Raw genomic sequence first — 16862 nt, forward strand, 5'->3', positions numbered from 1 at the left:
GCGCGTCAGTAGAGCAACGACGCCAGCCTAGCCCTGGCCTTGCCGACGCGGGGGTCGTCCACGCCGACGATCTCGAAGTACTCCAGAATGCGCGCGCGCACGGCCTCCTTGCCCTCCGCGTCGAGCGTCGGGAACAGGGTCAGCAGCCGGTCGAAGGCGTCGTCGACGTGGCCTCCGGAGAGGTCGAGGTCGGCCACGGCGAGCTGGGCGTCGCTGTCGCCCGGCGCGGCGGCCGCGGCGTTGCGGATCTCATCGAGCGTCCGGCCGGCCAGGCGCGCCAGCAGGCTCACCTGCGCGAGCCCGGCGATCGCCATCTGGTCGCGCGGATCCTGGGCGATCGCGGTCTTGTAGGCGGCGATGGCCGCGGGATAGTCGCCGCGGTCGATCGCGTCGTACGCCTCGGCGTGCAGCGGGGGCAGCGGCGGCTCCGGCGCGGGCTCGTCGGCGTCGGCGTCGGCGTCGGCGCCCGGGGTCTCCCCCGCCGCGGCGTCGATCTGCGCGGACCCGGTGACCCCGTTCTGTGCAGCCAGCTCGAGCAGCTGGGCGAACACATCGCGCACCTGGTCCTCCGGGAGCGCTCCGGTGAAGAGCTGCACGGGCCGGCCCGCGACGATGCCGGCCACGGCCGGCGCCGACTGCGCCTGGAACGCCTGCACGAGCTGCGGGTTCGCGTCGACATCGACCTGGACGAGCACGATCCGGCCCGCGAGGTCGGTGGTGACGCGGTCGAGGACCGTCGCGAGCGCGCGGTCCGGGTCGGCCCACGAGGCCGTGAGCGCGACCACGACAGGGATGCGCATCGACAGGTCGATGAAGTCGTTGAAGTTCGCGTCGGTGCCCTGGAAGAACAGGCTCGGCAGCTCGACCGGCTCGCCCGGCGCCGCGCCGCCCGCGTCGCCCTGCCCGGGCTGCGGCCGGTTCACGAGGCCGCTCAGATCCACGGCGCCGCGGAGGTTGGTCGGATTCGGCGGAAGCTGACTCATGCGCTCAAGCCTACTGCGCGGCCGGGCGCCGTTCGCGGGTCACTGCACCTCGCGCGCGGAGACCAGGCCCTGGGCGAAGCCGAGCAGGCGCACCTTCTCGTTCGAGCCCGCCGGGGGCACGTAGAAGGCGAGCTGGTAGCCGTACACCGATTCGATGCCGGTGTTGGACTGTGCGACGCCGCTCAGCGCCGCCGTCGTGGCGCCCGCGATGACCTGGGCGCCGGCCTCCGTCACACGGTGGAGCTGCACTTCCTCCGGGTTGACCCAGACGATGGCGCCGGAGTCGTTGGTCGCCATCGAGATGACCGGGCCGGCTCCGACCCTGCCCGCGAAGGTGAGCGTGGAGGTCTGGCCGAACTGCTGCGCGAGCCTGGCCTGCTCCTGCTGCTTCCAGGAGGCGCCGACCTGCGCGACGAGCTTGTCGTCGGTGAGGTCGAAGCTGGGGTACCACTTGCTCTTCTCGCCGTTCAGCAGGATGTCCCCGTAGGCGGCCGCCACTTGGTCGGGCTGGACCTTCAGAAGCTTGGAGTCCGGGGGCACCACCGCGGCGCCGATGCTCGCCGGCGCCAGGTTCGGCACCTTGACGTTCGGCTCGAGCGCGATCGCGTACTCCACCAGGTAGTTGTCGCGCGGCGTCTGCTGCACGAGGGCGAGCGCGAGCGGCGCCTGCGGTTTGCCCGTGGCGTCGTTCGGCATCTTCACGACGGCCGTGACGGTGCGCGGCCAGCTGTCGGTCGCCTGCGGGAGCGAGAGCTCGAGCGGTCCGGCCGGGATGGCGGGAAGCGCCGGCTGGTCCGCCTTCTTGACCCGGATCGCGTAGTTGGCCGTGCGGAGCTGGAGGGCCGGTCCGGCGAAGCGCAGCTTCGCCAGGTTCGGGTCGTTCTTGGCGTCCGCATTGGCCGCGGCGACCGAGATCCGCTTGATGATGCGCTCGAGCTGCGGCGCCGTCACGGCGGGCGGCGGGGTGTTGCTGTTCGCGTTCGGCGCGCCCGTCGTCGCGGTCGGCGTCGGAGTCGGGGTGGGCGTCGACGTCTCGGCGAAGGCGGCGCCCGCTCCGGTGCCGGTCAGGGCGAGGACGCCCGCGAGGAGGGCAGGCGCCATCACGCGCGTCCGGCGGCTCGACCGCCGTCCCCGCGGGGTCGCCTCGAGGGACGCGGTCGGCTTGTACTTGGGGGCTTTGGGGAGCTTCGGCATCTTGGGTCCGCTCTTGCGTCGTGGGCCGCGCGACCTGCGGTGGGTGTAGAGCCCCCACAGGTAGAGCGCGATGCCGATCACCAGGAGCACGAGACCGCCGATGATGAGCGGGAACGCCCACGGCGTGCTGGTGTCGACGGGCCAGGTCAGAACGATCTTGTTCGGGGCGGGGGTGGTCCCGTCGCCGGCGACGATGACGCTGACACCGGAGGGGACGTTCATCTTGGTCACCTGGGCATCCTGGCCGTCGTACTCGTCGAGCCAGAGATCGGAGCCGGCCGGGTCGGGGCCGGGGGTGGCGGCCTGCGCCGGGGTCGACCCGGTAGGCGCAGGCGTCGGCGTGGCCGTCGGGGCCGGCGTCGCGGTGGAGGCCGCGCCGGTCGAGCCGGTCGAGCCCGAGGAGCCCGTCAGGCCGGACTTCGGGGTCACGGTCTTCACTGTCACGGCGCTGTCGCCCGCGCGGTAGGAGATGTCCGCATACTTCTGGTCCGCCAGCCACGCCTTCACATCGGCGGTGCGGCCGTAGGCGACCACCTGGGTCTTGGCGTTCTTGGAGCCGGAGACGGACAGCGTCTGCTGCCCGGGATGGGCGTTCAGGACCGCGCTGTCGATCACGATGTAGCGGGTGTCAGCGGGGACGGTCGCCGCCGCGGTCACCTGCGACGGAGGTGCGAAGATCGTGCGCTGGGCGATGCCGGCCACGATCATGACGGCAGCGACCACGAACGCGACGATGGCCAATACGAAACGCAAACAGAACTCCTCAGTGCCGGACGGGGGGCGGGCACAGTCACACCACGATAATGGAGCACCCTGAGAGGCATCTAACCGTTGTCTGCACGCTCATGCAGTCCCCCATGCGGGTACGGGTCTCGAAATGTAAGATCGATGCGGCGCGCGCGCGGCTCGCTCACTCGATCCCCTCAGGAGTAACACGGTGGCCACCGACGAAACCAACTTCACCCAGGCCTTTCGCGGCTATGACAAGGACGAAGTCGACCAGGCCATCCAAGACCTCCGCCGCGAGCTGATCAAATCCAACACCCAGTCGGCCGACCAGGCCAAGGAGCTCAAGCGCCTCCAGCTCCGCATCGACGAACTGAACGCCGAGATCGAGGAGGTCGGCAGCCCGACGTACTCCGGGCTCGGCACCAAGCTGGAGAACACCCTCCGGGTCGCCGAGGAGCAGTCCACCCGGCTCATCGCGCAGGCCGACATCGACGCCGAGAAGCTGCGCACCGGCGTCGCCGCCGAGATCGACAAGATCAAGAGGACCGCCGCTCAACAGGCCGAGCGCGTCCTGGCCGACGCCCAGGCCCGCGCGACGACCGCCCTCGAGGACGCCCAGATCGAATCCTCCGAGCTGCTGGCGCGAACGCGCGCCGACAAGGAGACCCTGCTCAACGACGCGATCAGGGAGGCCGCCGCCATCCGCGGCGCCGTGGCCACCGAGGCGGCCGAACTGCGCGCGACGAGCAAGCGCGAGGCCGCCGCGCTCCGCGCCGAGGCCGACCGCGAGGCCGCCGAACTGAAGGCCGTCGCCCTGCGCGAGGCGGAGGCGGCGCGCGCCGAGGCAGCCGAGCTCGACCGGACCATCGCCGCCCGCCGCGGCGAGCTGGAGAACGCGCTCGCGGCCGACCGCGCCGCGTTCGAGCGCGAGGCCGCGCAGACGCGCCTCGAGCTCGACAAGCGGGTGGCCGAGACCGCCGACCGCCTGGCCGCCGAGCAGGCGGAGGCGCGCGGAGCCCTCGCCGCCGAGATCGCCCAGGCCCGCGCCGAGCTCGCGGACGAGGTCGAGCAGCAGCGCGCGACGCTCGCCGCGCGGGCCGCGCAGACGCGCGCCGACCTCGACCACGAGGACACCACCAGGCGTCAGGCGCTCGCCGCCGACGTCGAGCAGACCACGACCTCCCTGGCCGCGGAGGTCGAACAGACCAGGAGCTCCCTCGCCGCCGAAGTCGAGCAGACCAAGGCCCGCCTTGCCGACGAGGTCACGACGACCACCTCGGCCCTCGCGGACGAGGTCGCCCGCACCAAGACCGAGCTCGCCGACGAGGTGACGCGCACGAAGGCCGCGCTCGCCGACGAGGTCACCAGCACGAAGGCCGCGCTGGAGACCGAGGTCACCACTACGCGCTCGACGCTCGAGACCGACGTGACCACCACCCGTTCGGCGCTGGCCGAGGAGGTCGAGCGCACCAAGAAGGAGCTCGCCGACGAGGTCCTGCAGACCCGCTCGACCCTCGAGCGCGAGACCACCGAGACCCGCAGCGCCCTCGAAGCCGACCGCACGGCGACCGCCGCCCAGCTCACCGCCGACCGGGAACGGGTCGCGAACGAGCTCGCGGCCGAGGAGGAGACCACCCGCGCCCGCGTCACGGCCCTGCGCGAGCGCACCGCCGCCGAGCTGGCGACGGAGGTCGCGGACACCCGGGCCGACCTCGCCGCCGAGGTCGAGACCACGCGGGCCGACGTCGCCAAGGAGACCGACGCGGCGCGCTCCGCCCTCGCGAAGGAGGTCGAAACCACCAAGGCCTCCCTCGCCAAGGAGGTCACGAGCACCCGCTCGGCGCTGAAGAAGGAGGCCGACTCCACCAAGACCGCGCTGGCCAAGGAGGTCGAGACCACGCAGGCGTCCCTCGCCAAGGAGGTGGAGACCACCCGCGCCGAGCTCGCCGCCGAGGTGGAGACCGCACGCGCCGCCCTCGCGGAGGAGGTCGAGACCACCCAGTCCGCGCTGGCCGAAGAAGTGGAGTCCACCAGGTCCGCCCTCGCCGAGGAGGTCCAGACCACCCGGGCGGAGCTGGCCGACGAGGTCGAGACCACGCGCTCGGAGCTGGCCGCCGACGTCGAGCGTCAGCGCCGTGAGCTGGAGACCGAGGCCGCCGACGTGCGCGCCGAGCTGGCCGCCGAGGTCGGGGAGGCCCGCACAGCCCTGGCCGAGGAGCTCGCCACCGAGCGCAGCGCGCTCACCGCCGAGGTGACCTCCACCCGCGCCCGGCTCGCCGCCGACGTCGACCAGACCGCCGCCCGGCTCGCCGCGGAGAAGGAGCAGACCCTCTCCACGCTCGAGACCCAGGTCGTCACGACGAGGGCCGCGCTGGCCGCCGAGGTCGAGCAGACCAAGTCCGCCCTGGCCGCCGAGGTCGAGCAGACCAAGTCCGCCCTGGAGACCGAGGTCACGACCACGACCTCCAACCTGGCCGCCGAGGTCGAGCAGACCAAGTCCGCCCTCGAGACCGAGGTCACCACCACGAAGTCCGCGCTGGCCGCCGAGGTCGAGCAGACCACGTCCGCCCTCGCCGCCGAGGTCGAGGAGACCCGCTCCCGCCTCGCCGACGAGACCGAGCAGACCCGCAGCACGCTCGCCGCGGACGTGAAGCGCACCGCCGCCGACCTCGCCGACCAGCGTGCTCGCACGGCCCAGGAGCTGAAGAACGACCGCGAGCAGCAGCGCCTCGAGCTGGAGCGCGAGGCCGATCAGACCCGGGTGACGCTCGCCGAGGAGACCGAGCGCGCCCGCGTCACGCTCGACGCCGAGATCGCGAAGGCCCGCGCCGAGGTCGCGCGCGAAGCCGCAGAGGCGAGCACCGCGCTCGACGCCGAACTCGCCGAGCGACAGGCCGCCTACGACCAGGAGGCCGCGACCGCCCGCGCCGACCTCGAGGCGGAGCTCACCGCCCTGCGCACCTCCACTCTCGCCGAGCTCGACAAGCGCACCCGCGAGATCGAGCAGGCGCGCATCGACCTCGACGTCGAGCTGCGTGCCCGCCGCGACGAGGCAGAGAAGGAGTACCTCGGCCGGCATCAGGAGGCGGTGGCACAGACGCAGAAGTACCTGGACGAGGCCAACGTACAGCTCGCCGACGCCGTCAAGCGCACCTCGCAGGCGCGCACGGAGGCCGAGACCCTCGACACCGAGGCCCGAGAGACGGTCAAGAAGGCCCGCAAGGAAGCCGAGAAGGTCGCCGCCGACATCGTCCGGGAGGCGCAGGAGCGCGCCGACGCCCTGGTGGAGGAGGCCGAGGAGCGCACGCAACGCCTGGTCGCCGACGCAGAAGAGCGCCTCTCCCAGATTAGGATTGAGCGCGAAGCCGTCGCCGGTTACTTCGAGAACCTGAGGGGTATGCTCCAGCAGGCGGATCAGGTTTCCGCAGACGACTGAGTCCGCCTCCCGGGCGGACGGCCCGGAGGGGGACTGAGTGAAGATCCAGAACGCGTTCCGAGTCGGCCTGATCGGCACGCTCGGCGTCGGTCTGGGCGTCCTGATCCTGACGTCGATCGTGAGCCTCGCCACGATCATCACGTACATCGGTGCCGCCCTGTTCCTGGCGCTCGGGATCGAGCCGCTCATCTCCTTCCTGGAGCGGCGGAAGTTCCCGCGCTGGGCGGCGCTGGTGGTCACGCTCGTGGTCATCGTCGGCGCGTTCGTCGGGCTGATCTGGGCGATCGTCCCGATCGCGGTCGGGCAGGCCACCCAGCTCGTCCAGAACTCGATCAACTGGGTCAACAACGGCGGCGCCGAGAAGTGGTTCCTGAGCCTCCAGCACCAGTTCCCGACCATCGTCAACCAGCAGAACATCGACGCGGTCACCCAGTGGCTGCAGAAGAACCTCCCCGATATCACGTCCAAGGTGCTGCAGACCGGCTTCGGCATCGTGCAGGGCGCGTTCGGCGTGATCATCGTCGTGATCCTGACCATCTACTTCACCGCGTCGCTGCCGAGCATCAAGCGCGCGGCCTACCAGCTCGTCCCGGCCTCCCGGCGCTCCCGCTTCGCGGACCTGGGCGACCAGATCACCGACTCGGTCGGCAAGTACGTCGGCGGCCAGGTCTCGCTCGCACTCGTCAACGGCGTGCTGAGCGCGATCTTCCTGACGATCATCGGCGCGAAGTTCCCCATCCTGCTCGCGTCGATCGCGTTCTTCTTCTCGCTGATCCCGCTCGTGGGCACGATCACGGGCTCGGTGATCATCGTGGCGGTCTGCTTCTTCTCCGGCACGCCCACCGCGATCGCGGCCGCCATCTACTACATCGTCTACATGCAGGTGGAGGCATACGTGCTCAGCCCGCGCATCATGAACCGCGCGGTGTCGGTGCCGGGCGCGCTCGTCGTGGTCGCGGCCCTCGCCGGCGGCACACTGCTCGGCATCCTCGGCGCGCTGGTCGCCATCCCGTTCGCCGCGGCGATCCTGCTCATCATCAAGCAGGTGGTCATCCCCCGGCAGAACGAGCTCTAGGCGCTCGCGAGCCGCGTCAGGCCGGCGGCCACTGCGTCGGCAGGGGCGCCGCCGCGGGATTCATCCGCTCCACGATCTCGTCCAGCACGCGGCGCGTCTGGTTCTCCCCCACCCAGAGGTGCTTTCCGCCCTCGACGTCGACCAGGTCGATCTGCGGCAGCGGACGGAACCGCTCGGCCGCCTCCGCGGGCCGCAGGTAGTCGTCGTGCTCGGGGATCAGCGCCACGATCGGGCGGTGGTCCCCCGCCCAGGCCGCCAGGTGCTCGGGCTTGGCGCGGTGAAGCGGCGGCGACAGCAGGATGATGCCGTCCACCGGGCACTCCCGCCCGTACATCAGGGCGAGCTCCGTGCCGAACGACCACCCGAGCAACCAGGGGTGCGGCAGGCCGCGCTCGGCGACGAACGCCATCGCCGCCTCCACGTCGTAGCGCTCGTCGACACCGTGGCCGAACTCCCCTGACTGCGGCCGCGCGGCGACGCCGTGCCGCGCGTGTTGAAGCGCAGCACGGCGATGTCGGCCAGCGCGGGAAGGCGCCCCGCGGCCTTGCGGAGGATGTGGGAGTCCATGAAGCCGCCGCCGGTCGGCAGCGGGTGCAGCGTGACCAGCGTCGCCACCGGTTCGCGGTCGAGCGGGGAGGCCAGCTCGCCGACGAGTGTCAGACCGTCGCGCGTGCGCAACTCGATGTCCTCGCGCCGGGCGGGCAGCTCGACGCCGCCGCGGATCTCGATCGGCCCGTCGGGCGCCGCACTGTCGGTCATTCCGCTGTCCCTCTCGTCTCTCTCGCTGTCTCTCGTGCTCAGACGATCCGCCAGCACGAGGTGTGCCAGTGCCGGCGGGCGGCCAGGTCGGCCGCGTCGCCCATCACGCCGTCCGCGCGCCAGGCGACCAGGTGCGCGACGCCGGGACCGATCTCGCGGCCGCAGCCGGGGCACACGTAGCTCTTCTGCGCCTGCACGGCCGACACGGGCTGCACGTTCCATTCGACGCCGCGCCGCACCTCCGTGCGCCGCCAGCCCGCGAGGAGGCGGTCGAGGCCGTCCTGCTCCTCGTCACGCTGCTCGCCGTGACGGCGGCGGGGATGATTGCTGCGGGGCACCGCTCCAGTCTATGCAGGCCGCGGCTGTCGCCCGCCGACCCACGCGCTGTACCATCGGCGGCATGAGCGACGATGCTCGGCACGGCGAACCACGCAACACGGATGCTCTGACGGCGCAGCTGCTCGCGACGGAGCACTGGAGCCTCCTGGCGTCGCGCAGCACCACGCAGAGTGAGGTCCTGACCCGGATCAGTATGATGCTGACCCTCATGTCGGCCGCGCTGGTCAGCATCGCCCTGGTCGGGCAGGCGACGAAGTTCGCGGGCATCTTCCCCGCCTTCGCCGACGCCCTGCTCGGCCTTGTCGTGGTGGTCGGCGTGCTCACCCAGGTCCGCGTGACGAACGTGTCCATGGAAGACCTCATGTACGTCCTGGCGATGAACCGCCTCCGCGCCGAGTACGTGCGGCTGGCCCCGGAGGTCGCGCGGGCGCTCAGCACCTCCTGGCACGACGACAGGGAGGGAGTGACCCGCACCTACTACTTCCTCGGCCGTCGAGCTCAGAGCCAGGTCATCGGGAGCAGCATGATGTTCACGTTCGTGGTCAACGGAGCGCTCGTGGGCCTCTTCCTCGGGGTCGTGCTCGCGACGAGCGGCGTTGGCGTGCCGGTAGCGTGGACGGTGGGGATCGTCTGCACAGTCGCCTACATCGTCACGTCGTTCGCGATCGGCGGCCGGATCTACTTCCGGTTCTGGCGCGACTACGTGCCGGTGTCGCCCAGCGAGGCGACTCCTCCGGGCGAGTGAGCGTCGAGCCTCAGTACCAGCCGGCCGACTGCGACTGCGCCCAGGCGCCGCACGGGTTCGTGTAGCGGCCGGCGATGTAGCCGAGGCCCCAGTTGATCTGCACGGAGGCGTCCGTCTGCCAGCCCGGGCCCATCTTACTGCCGGGGAGGGCCTGCGGGATGCCGTAGGCGCCGCTCGGGTTGGACGCGTTCACGCGCCAGCCGGACTCCTTGTTCCACAGCGACACCAGGCAGCTGTACTGGTCGTCGCCCCAACCGCGCTGATGCACCATCTGGTAGGCGATCGCCTTCGCGGTGCCCGGGTCGGGGACCGGAGCGGACGGTGCGCTCGAACCGCCGGACGAGGTCGAATTCTTCGTCGCGGTGGGCGTCGGAGTCGGCGTCGGCGTGGGCGTCGGCTTGAGCTTGACGCCCAGCGTGTCGCGCGTCACAGCCGTCTCCGAAGCGTTCGGGGCGGTCAGGCTCTGAACGGGGACCGCGCCGTAACGGGCGGTCTGCTGGATGTTCTGAAGGGTGTCCGCGTAGGCCGGCGTGGCGGCGGAGCCGGAGTACGGGTCCACCACGTTGACCAACGCGAAGCCGACGGCCGCTGTGAAGGCGAACCCCCAGATCACGGCGCGCGAACGGACATGAGGCCGTCGCGAACGGCGGAATGCGACTCCCACCGGGTTGGCAGGGGTCAGCGGAACGAGCTCTGCTGCTTCTTGTCTACCCACGATCACAGAACCATAACGAACATTTCAGCGGTTTCCAACACGGAGCTCCCCTATTCAGGAAACGGCCAGGATCAGCGGACCGCGAGCATCACGTCTGTGACGCTGTCCAGGAGGAGGTCCACCTGGGCTTCACGGTACCCCCTCGCTGCTCACGGAAAGTGACCGTGCGAACTTCGTCGACGCTCATCGGGCGGCCGTCCTGGAAGTACTTCACCAGTCGACCGGCGAAGCGGTCGACGTCCTGGCGGTTGTAGCCGAGGGTCAGGAAGCTGACCCGCTGGAAGCGCTGGCCCACCGGCCGCTCCAGGCGGTCGAGGATCGCCTGCGCTGTCGTGCGGGCCTCCTCGAACCAGGCCGAGTCGCGGGCGCCACCGCGGGCGAGGTCGCGCTCACGGGCCGCGAAGGCGTCCTCCAGTCGCTCGAGGGCCGCATCCACGTGCGAGGTCGAGTAGCCGCCTTTCGTCATCGAGAACGCCGTGTGGCGGATGTCGGAGGCGGACAGGGTGCCAGGGGTGGACGGGTCGGAGTCGTAGGCGCGGCGGGCGGTGACGAGGAACTCGTCGACCTGAGCGACGTCGTAGCCGGGCTTCGACTTGGGGCTCCGGGGGAAGGTGCTCACGAGCCCATTGTGTCAGGAGAAGATGAGGAACAGCACGTAGGTGGCCGCCGCGGACGGCAGGATCGAGTCCAGCCGGTCGAGGAATCCGCCGTGGCCTGGCAGCCAGGAGCTCATGTCCTTGATGCCCAGATCGCGCTTGATGAGCGACTCGGCGAGGTCGCCTGCGGTCGCCGTCAGCAGCGCGACGACGCCGAAGATCACCCCGAACCACCACGGCTGCTGGATCATGAACAGCGAGATCAGCACGCCGGCGACGATCGCCGCGACGGCGGCCCCGGCGAAGCCCTCCCAGGTCTTCTTGGGACTGATGGTCGGCGCCATCGGGTGCCGGCCGAAGGACAGCCCGCTCGCGTACGCGCCCGTGTCGACGGCGACGACCACGATCAGGAAGCCGAGCACCCACCACTCGCCGCCGTTCTCGGCCAGCAGCAGGATGGCGAACGAGCCGAGCAGGGTGACGTACATCTGCACGAGCACGCTCCACGCCAGGTCGCGGGTGAGCGCCAGTCCCCCGGCGCGTTTCGCCGGCAGTGCGGCCTCTTCGACCAGCCGCCAGACGACGACCAGCACGATGCCCGACGCCAGCGCGACGAGCTGGCCGCCGGCGTGGAACCAGAACGTCGCGGGCACGATCGCGAGCGAAGCGATCAGCGAGGGGTGCGCGGCACGCGCCGCCCGGCTCCGCGGAACGCCTGAGTGAGCTCGAAGGCGGCGAATCCGATGATCGCGGCGCCGAAGACGAGGAACAGCTCCTTGATGAAGATCAGGCTCAGCACGAGCAGGGCGCCGGCGACGAGCCCGATCAGGATCGCGAGGATCAGATTGCGTCCGGTCCGCGCTGCGATCCGCTCGTTGGTCGCGTCGAGCTGCGCCTTGCGCGCGAGCACCTGCCGTTCGAAGTCGGCGCGGGTCGCCTGCACCTGCGCGCGCAGCTCGGCACGCGCCGCAGCCTTCCCCCTTCTGCCCGACGCCGGCGTTCGAGGTGCGCCGGGGCTGCTCCCTCGCTCATCTAGACCTCGAGAAGCTCGGCTTCCTTGCGCTTGAGGGCCTCGTCGACCGCGTCGACATTGGTGCGCGTGAGGGCCTCGAGCTCCTTCTCGCCGCGGGCCACCTCGTCGTCGCCGACCTCGCCCTTGAGCGCGTCGAGGTCGTCCTTCGCCTTGCGGCGGATGTTGCGGATGGCGACCTTGGCGTCCTCGCCCTTGCCGCGGACGATCTTGACGAACTCCTTGCGGCGGTCCTCGGTCAGCTCGGGCAGGGTGACGCGCACGATCTCGCCGTCGTTGCCGACGTTCGCCGACAGGTTCGGCATGTTGACGATCGCCTTCTCGATGTCCTTGAGAGCGGACTTGTCGTAGGGCGTCACCAGCAGCACCCGGGCCTCCGGGTTCTGCAGGCCGGCGAGCTGGGCCAGCGGCGTCGGCGAGCCGTAATAGTCCACGAGCACCCTCTGGAAGAGGGCGGGGTTCGCGCGCCCCGCGCTCACCGTGCCGAAGTCGTCCCTCGCCGCGTCCACGGTCTTGGCCATGCGCTGGCGGGCGTCGGAAATCACATCCGCGATCACGGTTTCTCCTTCAGATCGATGAGTCGTTGTCTAGTCTAGGGCCAGGCCGCGGAGCACCCCGCGCAGGGCGAAACGCCCCGCCGGGCTCGATCAGCCGAGCAAGGTGCCGATCTCGGCGCCGAGCAGCGCGGCGGTGACATTGCCGGCCGGCTCGATGCCGAAGATGCGCATCGGCATCCCGTTGTCCATGCAGAGGCTCAGCGCGGTGGAGTCCACAGCCTTGAGACCCTGCTGCAGAGCGTCCTGGTGGCTGATCTGGTCGATCTTGCGGGCGTCCGGGTTGGTGCGCGGGTCGGAGTCGTACATGCCGTCCACGCCGTTCTTCGCGACCAGCACGACATCGGCGCTGATCTCCAGGGCACGCTGGGCGGCGACGGTGTCGGTCGAGAAGTACGGCAGGCCGGCGCCGGCGCCGAAGATGACGACGCGGCCCTTCTCGAGGTGGCGCTCGGCGCGGCGCGGGATGTAGGGCTCGGCGACCTGCGTCATCTCGATCGCGGACTGCACGCGTGTCTCCGCTCCGGCCTGCTCCAGGAAGTCCTGCAGGGCCAGCGAGTTCATGACCGTGCCGAGCATGCCCATGTAGTCGGCGCGACCGCGGTCCATGCCCCGCTGCGAGAGCTCTGCACCGCGGAAGAAGTTGCCTCCGCCGACCACGATCGCGATCTCGACGTCCTTCGCCGCCTGGGCGATCTCGCGCGCGATGCTGCTGACGATGTCCGGGTTCACCCCGAGCTGGCCGCCGCCGAACGCCTCGCCGGAGAGTTTCAGAAGGACCCTGCGTCTGTGAGTGGCTGCCGTCATGTGTGTAGGAGTCCTTCCGTGTGTTTCGTTAACGCTAGTGCGTGCCTCAGCGCCTGAACAGGCGCGGCGGGCACAGAAAGGAGTCCGGATCGTGATTCACGATCCGGACTCCTTCATGCCTGGGTCAGGCGCCGACCTTGAAGCGGGCGAAGCCCGAGACGATCAGACCCGAGTCCTTGAGGACCTGGGCGATGTTCTGCTTGTTGTCGCGGGCGTACTCCTGCTCGAGCAGCGCGACCTGCTTGAAGTAGGCGCCGAGGCGACCCTCGATGATCTTCGGCAGCGCGGCCTCCGGCTTGCCCTCGTTGCGCGAGATCTCCTCGACGATGCGACGCTCGTTCTCGACCTCTTCGGCCGGGACGTCCTCGCGGGTGAGGTAGGTCGGGTTCGCGAACGAGATGTGCTGCGCGATGCTGCGGGCGGTCTCCGCGTCGGCGCCGGCGTAGCCGACGACCACGCCGACCTGCGGGGGCAGGTCCTTGGAGGTCTTGTGCAGGTAGATCGCGAAGTTCTCGCCCGAGACGACGGCGATGCGGCGGAGCTCGACCTTCTCGCCGAGGATCGCGGCCTCGTCACCGATGAGCTCGGCGACGGTCTGCGACCCGGCGGGGGCGGCCAGCGCCTCCTCGACGGTGGTGGCGCCCGCGGCGGCGGCCGCGTCGAGCACCTTGTCGGCGAGGGCGATGAACTTGTCGCCCTTGGCGACGAAGTCGGTCTCGCAGGCGAGCTCGATCATCGTCGCGGTGCCGTTGCCGTTCTCCTTCGCGGCCACGAGGCCCTCGGAGGTGGAGCGGTCGGCACGCTTCGCGTTGCCCTTGGCGCCCTTGAGACGGAGGATCTCGGTCGCCTTCTCGATGTCGCCACCGGCCTCCTCGAGGGCCTTCTTGGTGTCGACCATGCCGGTGCCGAGCTGCTCGCGCAGGGCCTTGATGTCAGCGATGCTGATGTTTGCCATGTTCTGAGTGGAACCTTCTGACTCGAAGTTTGGTGAGTGTGGTTACTTGGCGTCGGCGTCGGCGTCGGCCTCGGCCTCGCCCGGCGCCACGACCTCGGCCTCAGCGTCCGCCTCGCCCTCTGCGACGACCTCGGCGGAGTCCGCCTTGGCCTCGGCGAGGTCGGCGTCGGCGGCCTTCTCGGTCTCGGCGCTCGCCTGGACCTCGTCCTGCGGCTGGGCGAGGAGCTCCTGCTCCCACTCGGCGAGCGGCTCGGCCGGCTCGGCGCCCTCTTCCGGCTTCTGGTGACGCTGGATGAGGCCCTCGGCCGCGGCGTCGGCGACGATGCGGGTGAGGAGCGTGACGGAGCGGATGGCGTCGTCGTTGCCCGGGATCGGGTACTGGACCTCGTCCGGGTCGCAGTTCGTGTCGAGGATGGCGATGACCGGGATGCCCAGCTTCTTCGCCTCGTCGATCGCGAGGTGCTCCTTCTTGGTGTCCACCACCCAGATGGCGCTCGGGGTCTTGGACAGGTTCCGGATGCCGCCGAGCGACTTGTGGAGCTTGTCCAGCTCGCGCTTCTTGATCAGCAGCTCCTTCTTGGTGAAGCCGCTGGTGGTGCCCTCGAAGTCGAGCTCCTCGAGCTCCTTCATGCGGGCGAGGCGCTTGGAGACGGTCTGGAAGTTGGTCAGCAGACCGCCCAGCCAGCGCTGGTTCACGTAGGGCTGGCCCACGCGGGTCGCCTGCTCGGCGATCGCCTGCTGCGCCTGCTTCTTGGTGCCGACGAAGAGGATGGTGCCGCCGTGGGCGACGGTCTCGCGCACGAACTCGTACGTCTTGTCGATGTAGGCGAGCGACTGCTGCAGGTCGATGATGTAGCTGCCCGAGCGCTCGGTGAGGATGAAGCGCTTCATCTTCGGGTTCCAGCGGCGGGTCTGGTGTCCGAAGTGGACTCCGCTGTCGAGCAGCTGGCGCATGGTGACGACGGCCATTTGCCGTTCTCCTGTTCTTGCGCGCCCGGCCTCACGGCGGGGACGCGACTCTCGGTTGTCCAGCGGCAGCCGGTCGGCCGCCGCTCCTGGTGCCCCGCGCCTCCCCGCACCCGCGCTTCCGCACGGAGGACCGTGATGGATGAGCGGGAGACCGGTGGAGAAGCGCACACCCTTTGCGGGGGTGTTCCGGACACGCGTAGTCACTCCGACGTGCGGAGTGCATTGGACATCCTATCAGGAAGCGGGCCTCGGCCGGCCCGCGTGCCCCGTCGGCGCGAGCATGCCGCGTCAGCCGGGACTCAGGGCCGCGGGACCGTGTCCCCCGACGAACGCACCTGCGGGCCGCGGCTGCGTCCGGCGTTGGCGAACAGCGTCTCGGCGTGCTCCAGCGCCATCCCGTTCGTCTCCGGCACCTTGAAGAAGACGAAGAAGAAGGACAGGGCGGCGAAGACCGCGTACATCCCGTACGTGAACGGCAGCGAGAAGTCCGACATCGGCGGGAAGGAGACCGTGACGAGGAAGTTCGCGATCCACTGCGCGGAGGCCGCCACACCGAGGGCGGCGCCGCGGATGCGCGGCGGGAAGATCTCGCCCAGCAGCACCCAGACCAGTGGGCCCCAGGAGGCGCCGAAGCAGATCACGAAGATGTTCGCCGCGATCAGCGCGATCGGCCCCCACGGGCTCGGGAGGGTGACGGCGCCCGCCGACTTGTGGGCGAAGCTGAACGCCAGCGCCATCACCGCGAGGGAGACCGCCATACCCACCGACCCGGTGAGCAGGATGGGACGCCGGCCGACCCGGTCCACCAGCAGGATCGCCACAACGGTCACGACCACGTTCGTGATCGAGGTGATCACGGTGATGAGCAGGGAGTTGCTCTCGGTGAACCCGACCGCTTTCCAGAGCGTCGTCGAGTAGTAGAAGATCACGTTGATGCCGACGAACTGCTGGAACACGGACAGGATGATGCCGATCCAGACGATGGGTTTCAGGCCGAACCGGTTGCCGCGGAGGGTGCCCTTCGCGGCGTCCTTGTCCTCCTCGATGGCCTGCTCGATGTCCCGCACCTGCCGGTCGACGTCCTCTTCCGGGACGAGCGTCGCGAAGATCTCCCGCGCCTCGTCGTGCCGGCCGGTGGAGAGCAGGTAGCGCGGCGACTCGGGCAGGATCAGCGCCAGGATGCCGTAGACGACAGACGGGATCACGCCGACGAGGAACATCCACCGCCAGGCCTCCAGCCCGAACCAGAGCTGGTTGGCCGCGGCGCCCGCCGCTCCGGCGAGCAGCGCGTCGGACAGCAGCGCCACGAAGATACCGATCGTGATGGCGAGCTGCTGCAGCGAGGCGAGGCCGCCCCGGCGCTGCTTGGGGGCGATCTCCGCGATGTACGCCGGCGCGACGACCGACGCGATGCCGATGCCGAGACCGCCGATGATGCGCCAGAATCCGAGATCCCAGACGGAGACCGAAAGGCCGGCCCCGATCGAGCTGGCGAGGAACAGGACCGCGCCGATGAGCATCACCCGGATGCGGCCCCACCGGTCGGCGAGCCGGCCCGCGAAGTACGCGCCGACCGCGCAGCCGAGCAGGGCGATGGCGACGATGAATCCGGTGACGAACGCGTTGAGAGAGAAGTTGTGCTGGATCGAGTCGACCGCTCCGTTGATGACCGAGGAGTCGAAACCGAACAGGAAGCCGCCGATCGCCGCGGCGGTGGCGAGTCCGACGACTCTCCGCCGCATGGCCGCGGTGGGCTGGGGAACGTGCTCGTCCTCCCGCTCTGCTCCGGTGCTGCGCTGATCGGACATGAGACCCCTCCTCGACCCGGGCGCCGCCCCTGTGGAGGACGGCGGAATGTGCGCTGGTCACGGTACGCCGACTCGTTCGAGTGCATAAGAGTCCTGCACAGGGTGGGCGTCGGAGACGGTTCTGCACGGATTCGGTCGGGGTGCGGGTGGGAAGGCGGCCACTGGCGG

General features: G+C 70.2%; 17 protein-coding genes and 1 pseudogene. 3 read left to right on the forward strand and 15 right to left on the reverse strand.

What is annotated here, in order from left to right; genetic code table 11:
- Positions 1-5: 5 nt before the first annotated feature.
- Together ACR5MH_RS05240 and ACR5MH_RS05245 are read right to left on the reverse strand one after the other, a co-directional pair.
- A complete protein-coding gene (locus ACR5MH_RS05240; RefSeq protein WP_433862369.1) occupies positions 6-983 on the reverse strand; it encodes a tetratricopeptide repeat protein in 978 nt (325 codons plus the stop codon).
- 39 nt (positions 984-1022) lie between these two features.
- Positions 1023-2930 carry a hypothetical protein gene (locus ACR5MH_RS05245; protein ID WP_433862370.1) on the reverse strand — a complete coding sequence of 636 codons (1908 nt, stop codon included), beginning with the start codon at positions 2928-2930 and terminating at the stop codon, positions 1023-1025.
- Between the two features lie 184 nt (positions 2931-3114).
- Between ACR5MH_RS05245 and ACR5MH_RS05250 the strand changes: the two genes are divergently transcribed.
- A complete protein-coding gene (locus ACR5MH_RS05250; RefSeq protein WP_431346301.1) occupies positions 3115-6342 on the forward strand; it encodes a DivIVA domain-containing protein in 3228 nt (1075 codons plus the stop codon).
- Positions 6343-6379: 37 nt separating this feature from the next.
- The gene (locus ACR5MH_RS05255; protein WP_431346300.1) at positions 6380-7417 is read left to right on the forward strand and encodes an AI-2E family transporter; all 1038 of its coding nucleotides are present in this window, start codon (positions 6380-6382) and stop codon (positions 7415-7417) included.
- Between the two features lie 16 nt (positions 7418-7433).
- On the opposite strand, the gene ACR5MH_RS05260 is transcribed toward ACR5MH_RS05255, so the two are convergent.
- The 3 genes from ACR5MH_RS05260 to ACR5MH_RS05270 are packed head-to-tail and all read right to left on the reverse strand — an operon-like array spanning position 7434 to position 8514.
- Positions 7434-7826 carry an alpha/beta hydrolase gene (locus tag ACR5MH_RS05260; protein WP_433862371.1) on the reverse strand — a complete coding sequence of 131 codons (393 nt, stop codon included), beginning with the start codon at positions 7824-7826 and terminating at the stop codon, positions 7434-7436.
- A complete protein-coding gene (locus ACR5MH_RS05265) occupies positions 7751-8176 on the reverse strand; it encodes a hypothetical protein (protein WP_433862372.1) in 426 nt (141 codons plus the stop codon). Before ACR5MH_RS05265 ends, ACR5MH_RS05260 begins: the two co-directional genes overlap by 76 nt.
- 38 nt (positions 8177-8214) lie before the next feature.
- Positions 8215-8514: a hypothetical protein gene (locus ACR5MH_RS05270; protein WP_431346299.1), complete on the reverse strand. Its 300-nt coding sequence runs from the start codon at positions 8512-8514 to the stop codon at positions 8215-8217.
- 62 nt (positions 8515-8576) lie between these two features.
- On the opposite strand from ACR5MH_RS05270, the gene ACR5MH_RS05275 reads away from it, so the two are divergent.
- Entirely contained in the window at positions 8577-9260 is a 684-nt protein-coding gene (locus ACR5MH_RS05275; RefSeq protein WP_431346298.1) for a hypothetical protein, read from the forward strand.
- Between the two features lie 10 nt (positions 9261-9270).
- Here the strand turns inward: ACR5MH_RS05275 and ACR5MH_RS05280 are convergent, their stop codons facing one another.
- The 10 genes and pseudogenes from ACR5MH_RS05280 to ACR5MH_RS05325 all read right to left on the reverse strand — a co-directional run bounded on the left by ACR5MH_RS05280 (position 9271) and on the right by ACR5MH_RS05325 (position 16694).
- Positions 9271-9975, reverse strand: a complete 705-nt coding sequence (locus tag ACR5MH_RS05280; RefSeq protein ID WP_433862373.1) for a hypothetical protein — start codon at positions 9973-9975, stop codon at positions 9271-9273.
- A gap of 71 nt (positions 9976-10046) precedes the next feature.
- Complete coding sequence (locus ACR5MH_RS05285) at positions 10047-10097, reverse strand: hypothetical protein (RefSeq protein WP_431346570.1); 51 nt, start codon at positions 10095-10097, stop codon at positions 10047-10049.
- Between the two features lie 29 nt (positions 10098-10126).
- Positions 10127-10594, reverse strand: a pseudogene (locus ACR5MH_RS05290) (DivIVA domain-containing protein); the annotation flags it as partial.
- Positions 10595-10606: 12 nt separating this feature from the next.
- The gene (locus ACR5MH_RS05295) at positions 10607-11311 is read right to left on the reverse strand and encodes a phosphatidate cytidylyltransferase (RefSeq protein WP_433862606.1); all 705 of its coding nucleotides are present in this window, start codon (positions 11309-11311) and stop codon (positions 10607-10609) included.
- Complete coding sequence (locus ACR5MH_RS05300) at positions 11242-11514, reverse strand: hypothetical protein (RefSeq protein WP_433862374.1); 273 nt, start codon at positions 11512-11514, stop codon at positions 11242-11244. Before ACR5MH_RS05300 ends, ACR5MH_RS05295 begins: the two co-directional genes overlap by 70 nt.
- A gap of 89 nt (positions 11515-11603) precedes the next feature.
- Positions 11604-12158, reverse strand: a complete 555-nt coding sequence (gene frr / locus ACR5MH_RS05305) for a ribosome recycling factor (protein ID WP_431346294.1) — start codon at positions 12156-12158, stop codon at positions 11604-11606.
- A gap of 90 nt (positions 12159-12248) precedes the next feature.
- Positions 12249-12962: a UMP kinase gene (pyrH, locus tag ACR5MH_RS05310; protein ID WP_431346293.1), complete on the reverse strand. Its 714-nt coding sequence runs from the start codon at positions 12960-12962 to the stop codon at positions 12249-12251.
- Between the two features lie 124 nt (positions 12963-13086).
- Positions 13087-13917 carry a translation elongation factor Ts gene (tsf, locus tag ACR5MH_RS05315; protein WP_431346292.1) on the reverse strand — a complete coding sequence of 277 codons (831 nt, stop codon included), beginning with the start codon at positions 13915-13917 and terminating at the stop codon, positions 13087-13089.
- Positions 13918-13959: 42 nt separating this feature from the next.
- Positions 13960-14886 carry a 30S ribosomal protein S2 gene (gene rpsB, locus ACR5MH_RS05320; RefSeq protein ID WP_431346291.1) on the reverse strand — a complete coding sequence of 309 codons (927 nt, stop codon included), beginning with the start codon at positions 14884-14886 and terminating at the stop codon, positions 13960-13962.
- 299 nt (positions 14887-15185) lie between these two features.
- Positions 15186-16694 carry a sugar porter family MFS transporter gene (locus ACR5MH_RS05325; protein WP_433862375.1) on the reverse strand — a complete coding sequence of 503 codons (1509 nt, stop codon included), beginning with the start codon at positions 16692-16694 and terminating at the stop codon, positions 15186-15188.
- Positions 16695-16862: the final 168 nt, after the last annotated feature.

This window comes from Streptomyces sp. L7 (genome assembly GCF_050990935.1).
GTDB lineage: Bacteria > Actinomycetota > Actinomycetes > Actinomycetales > Microbacteriaceae > Leifsonia.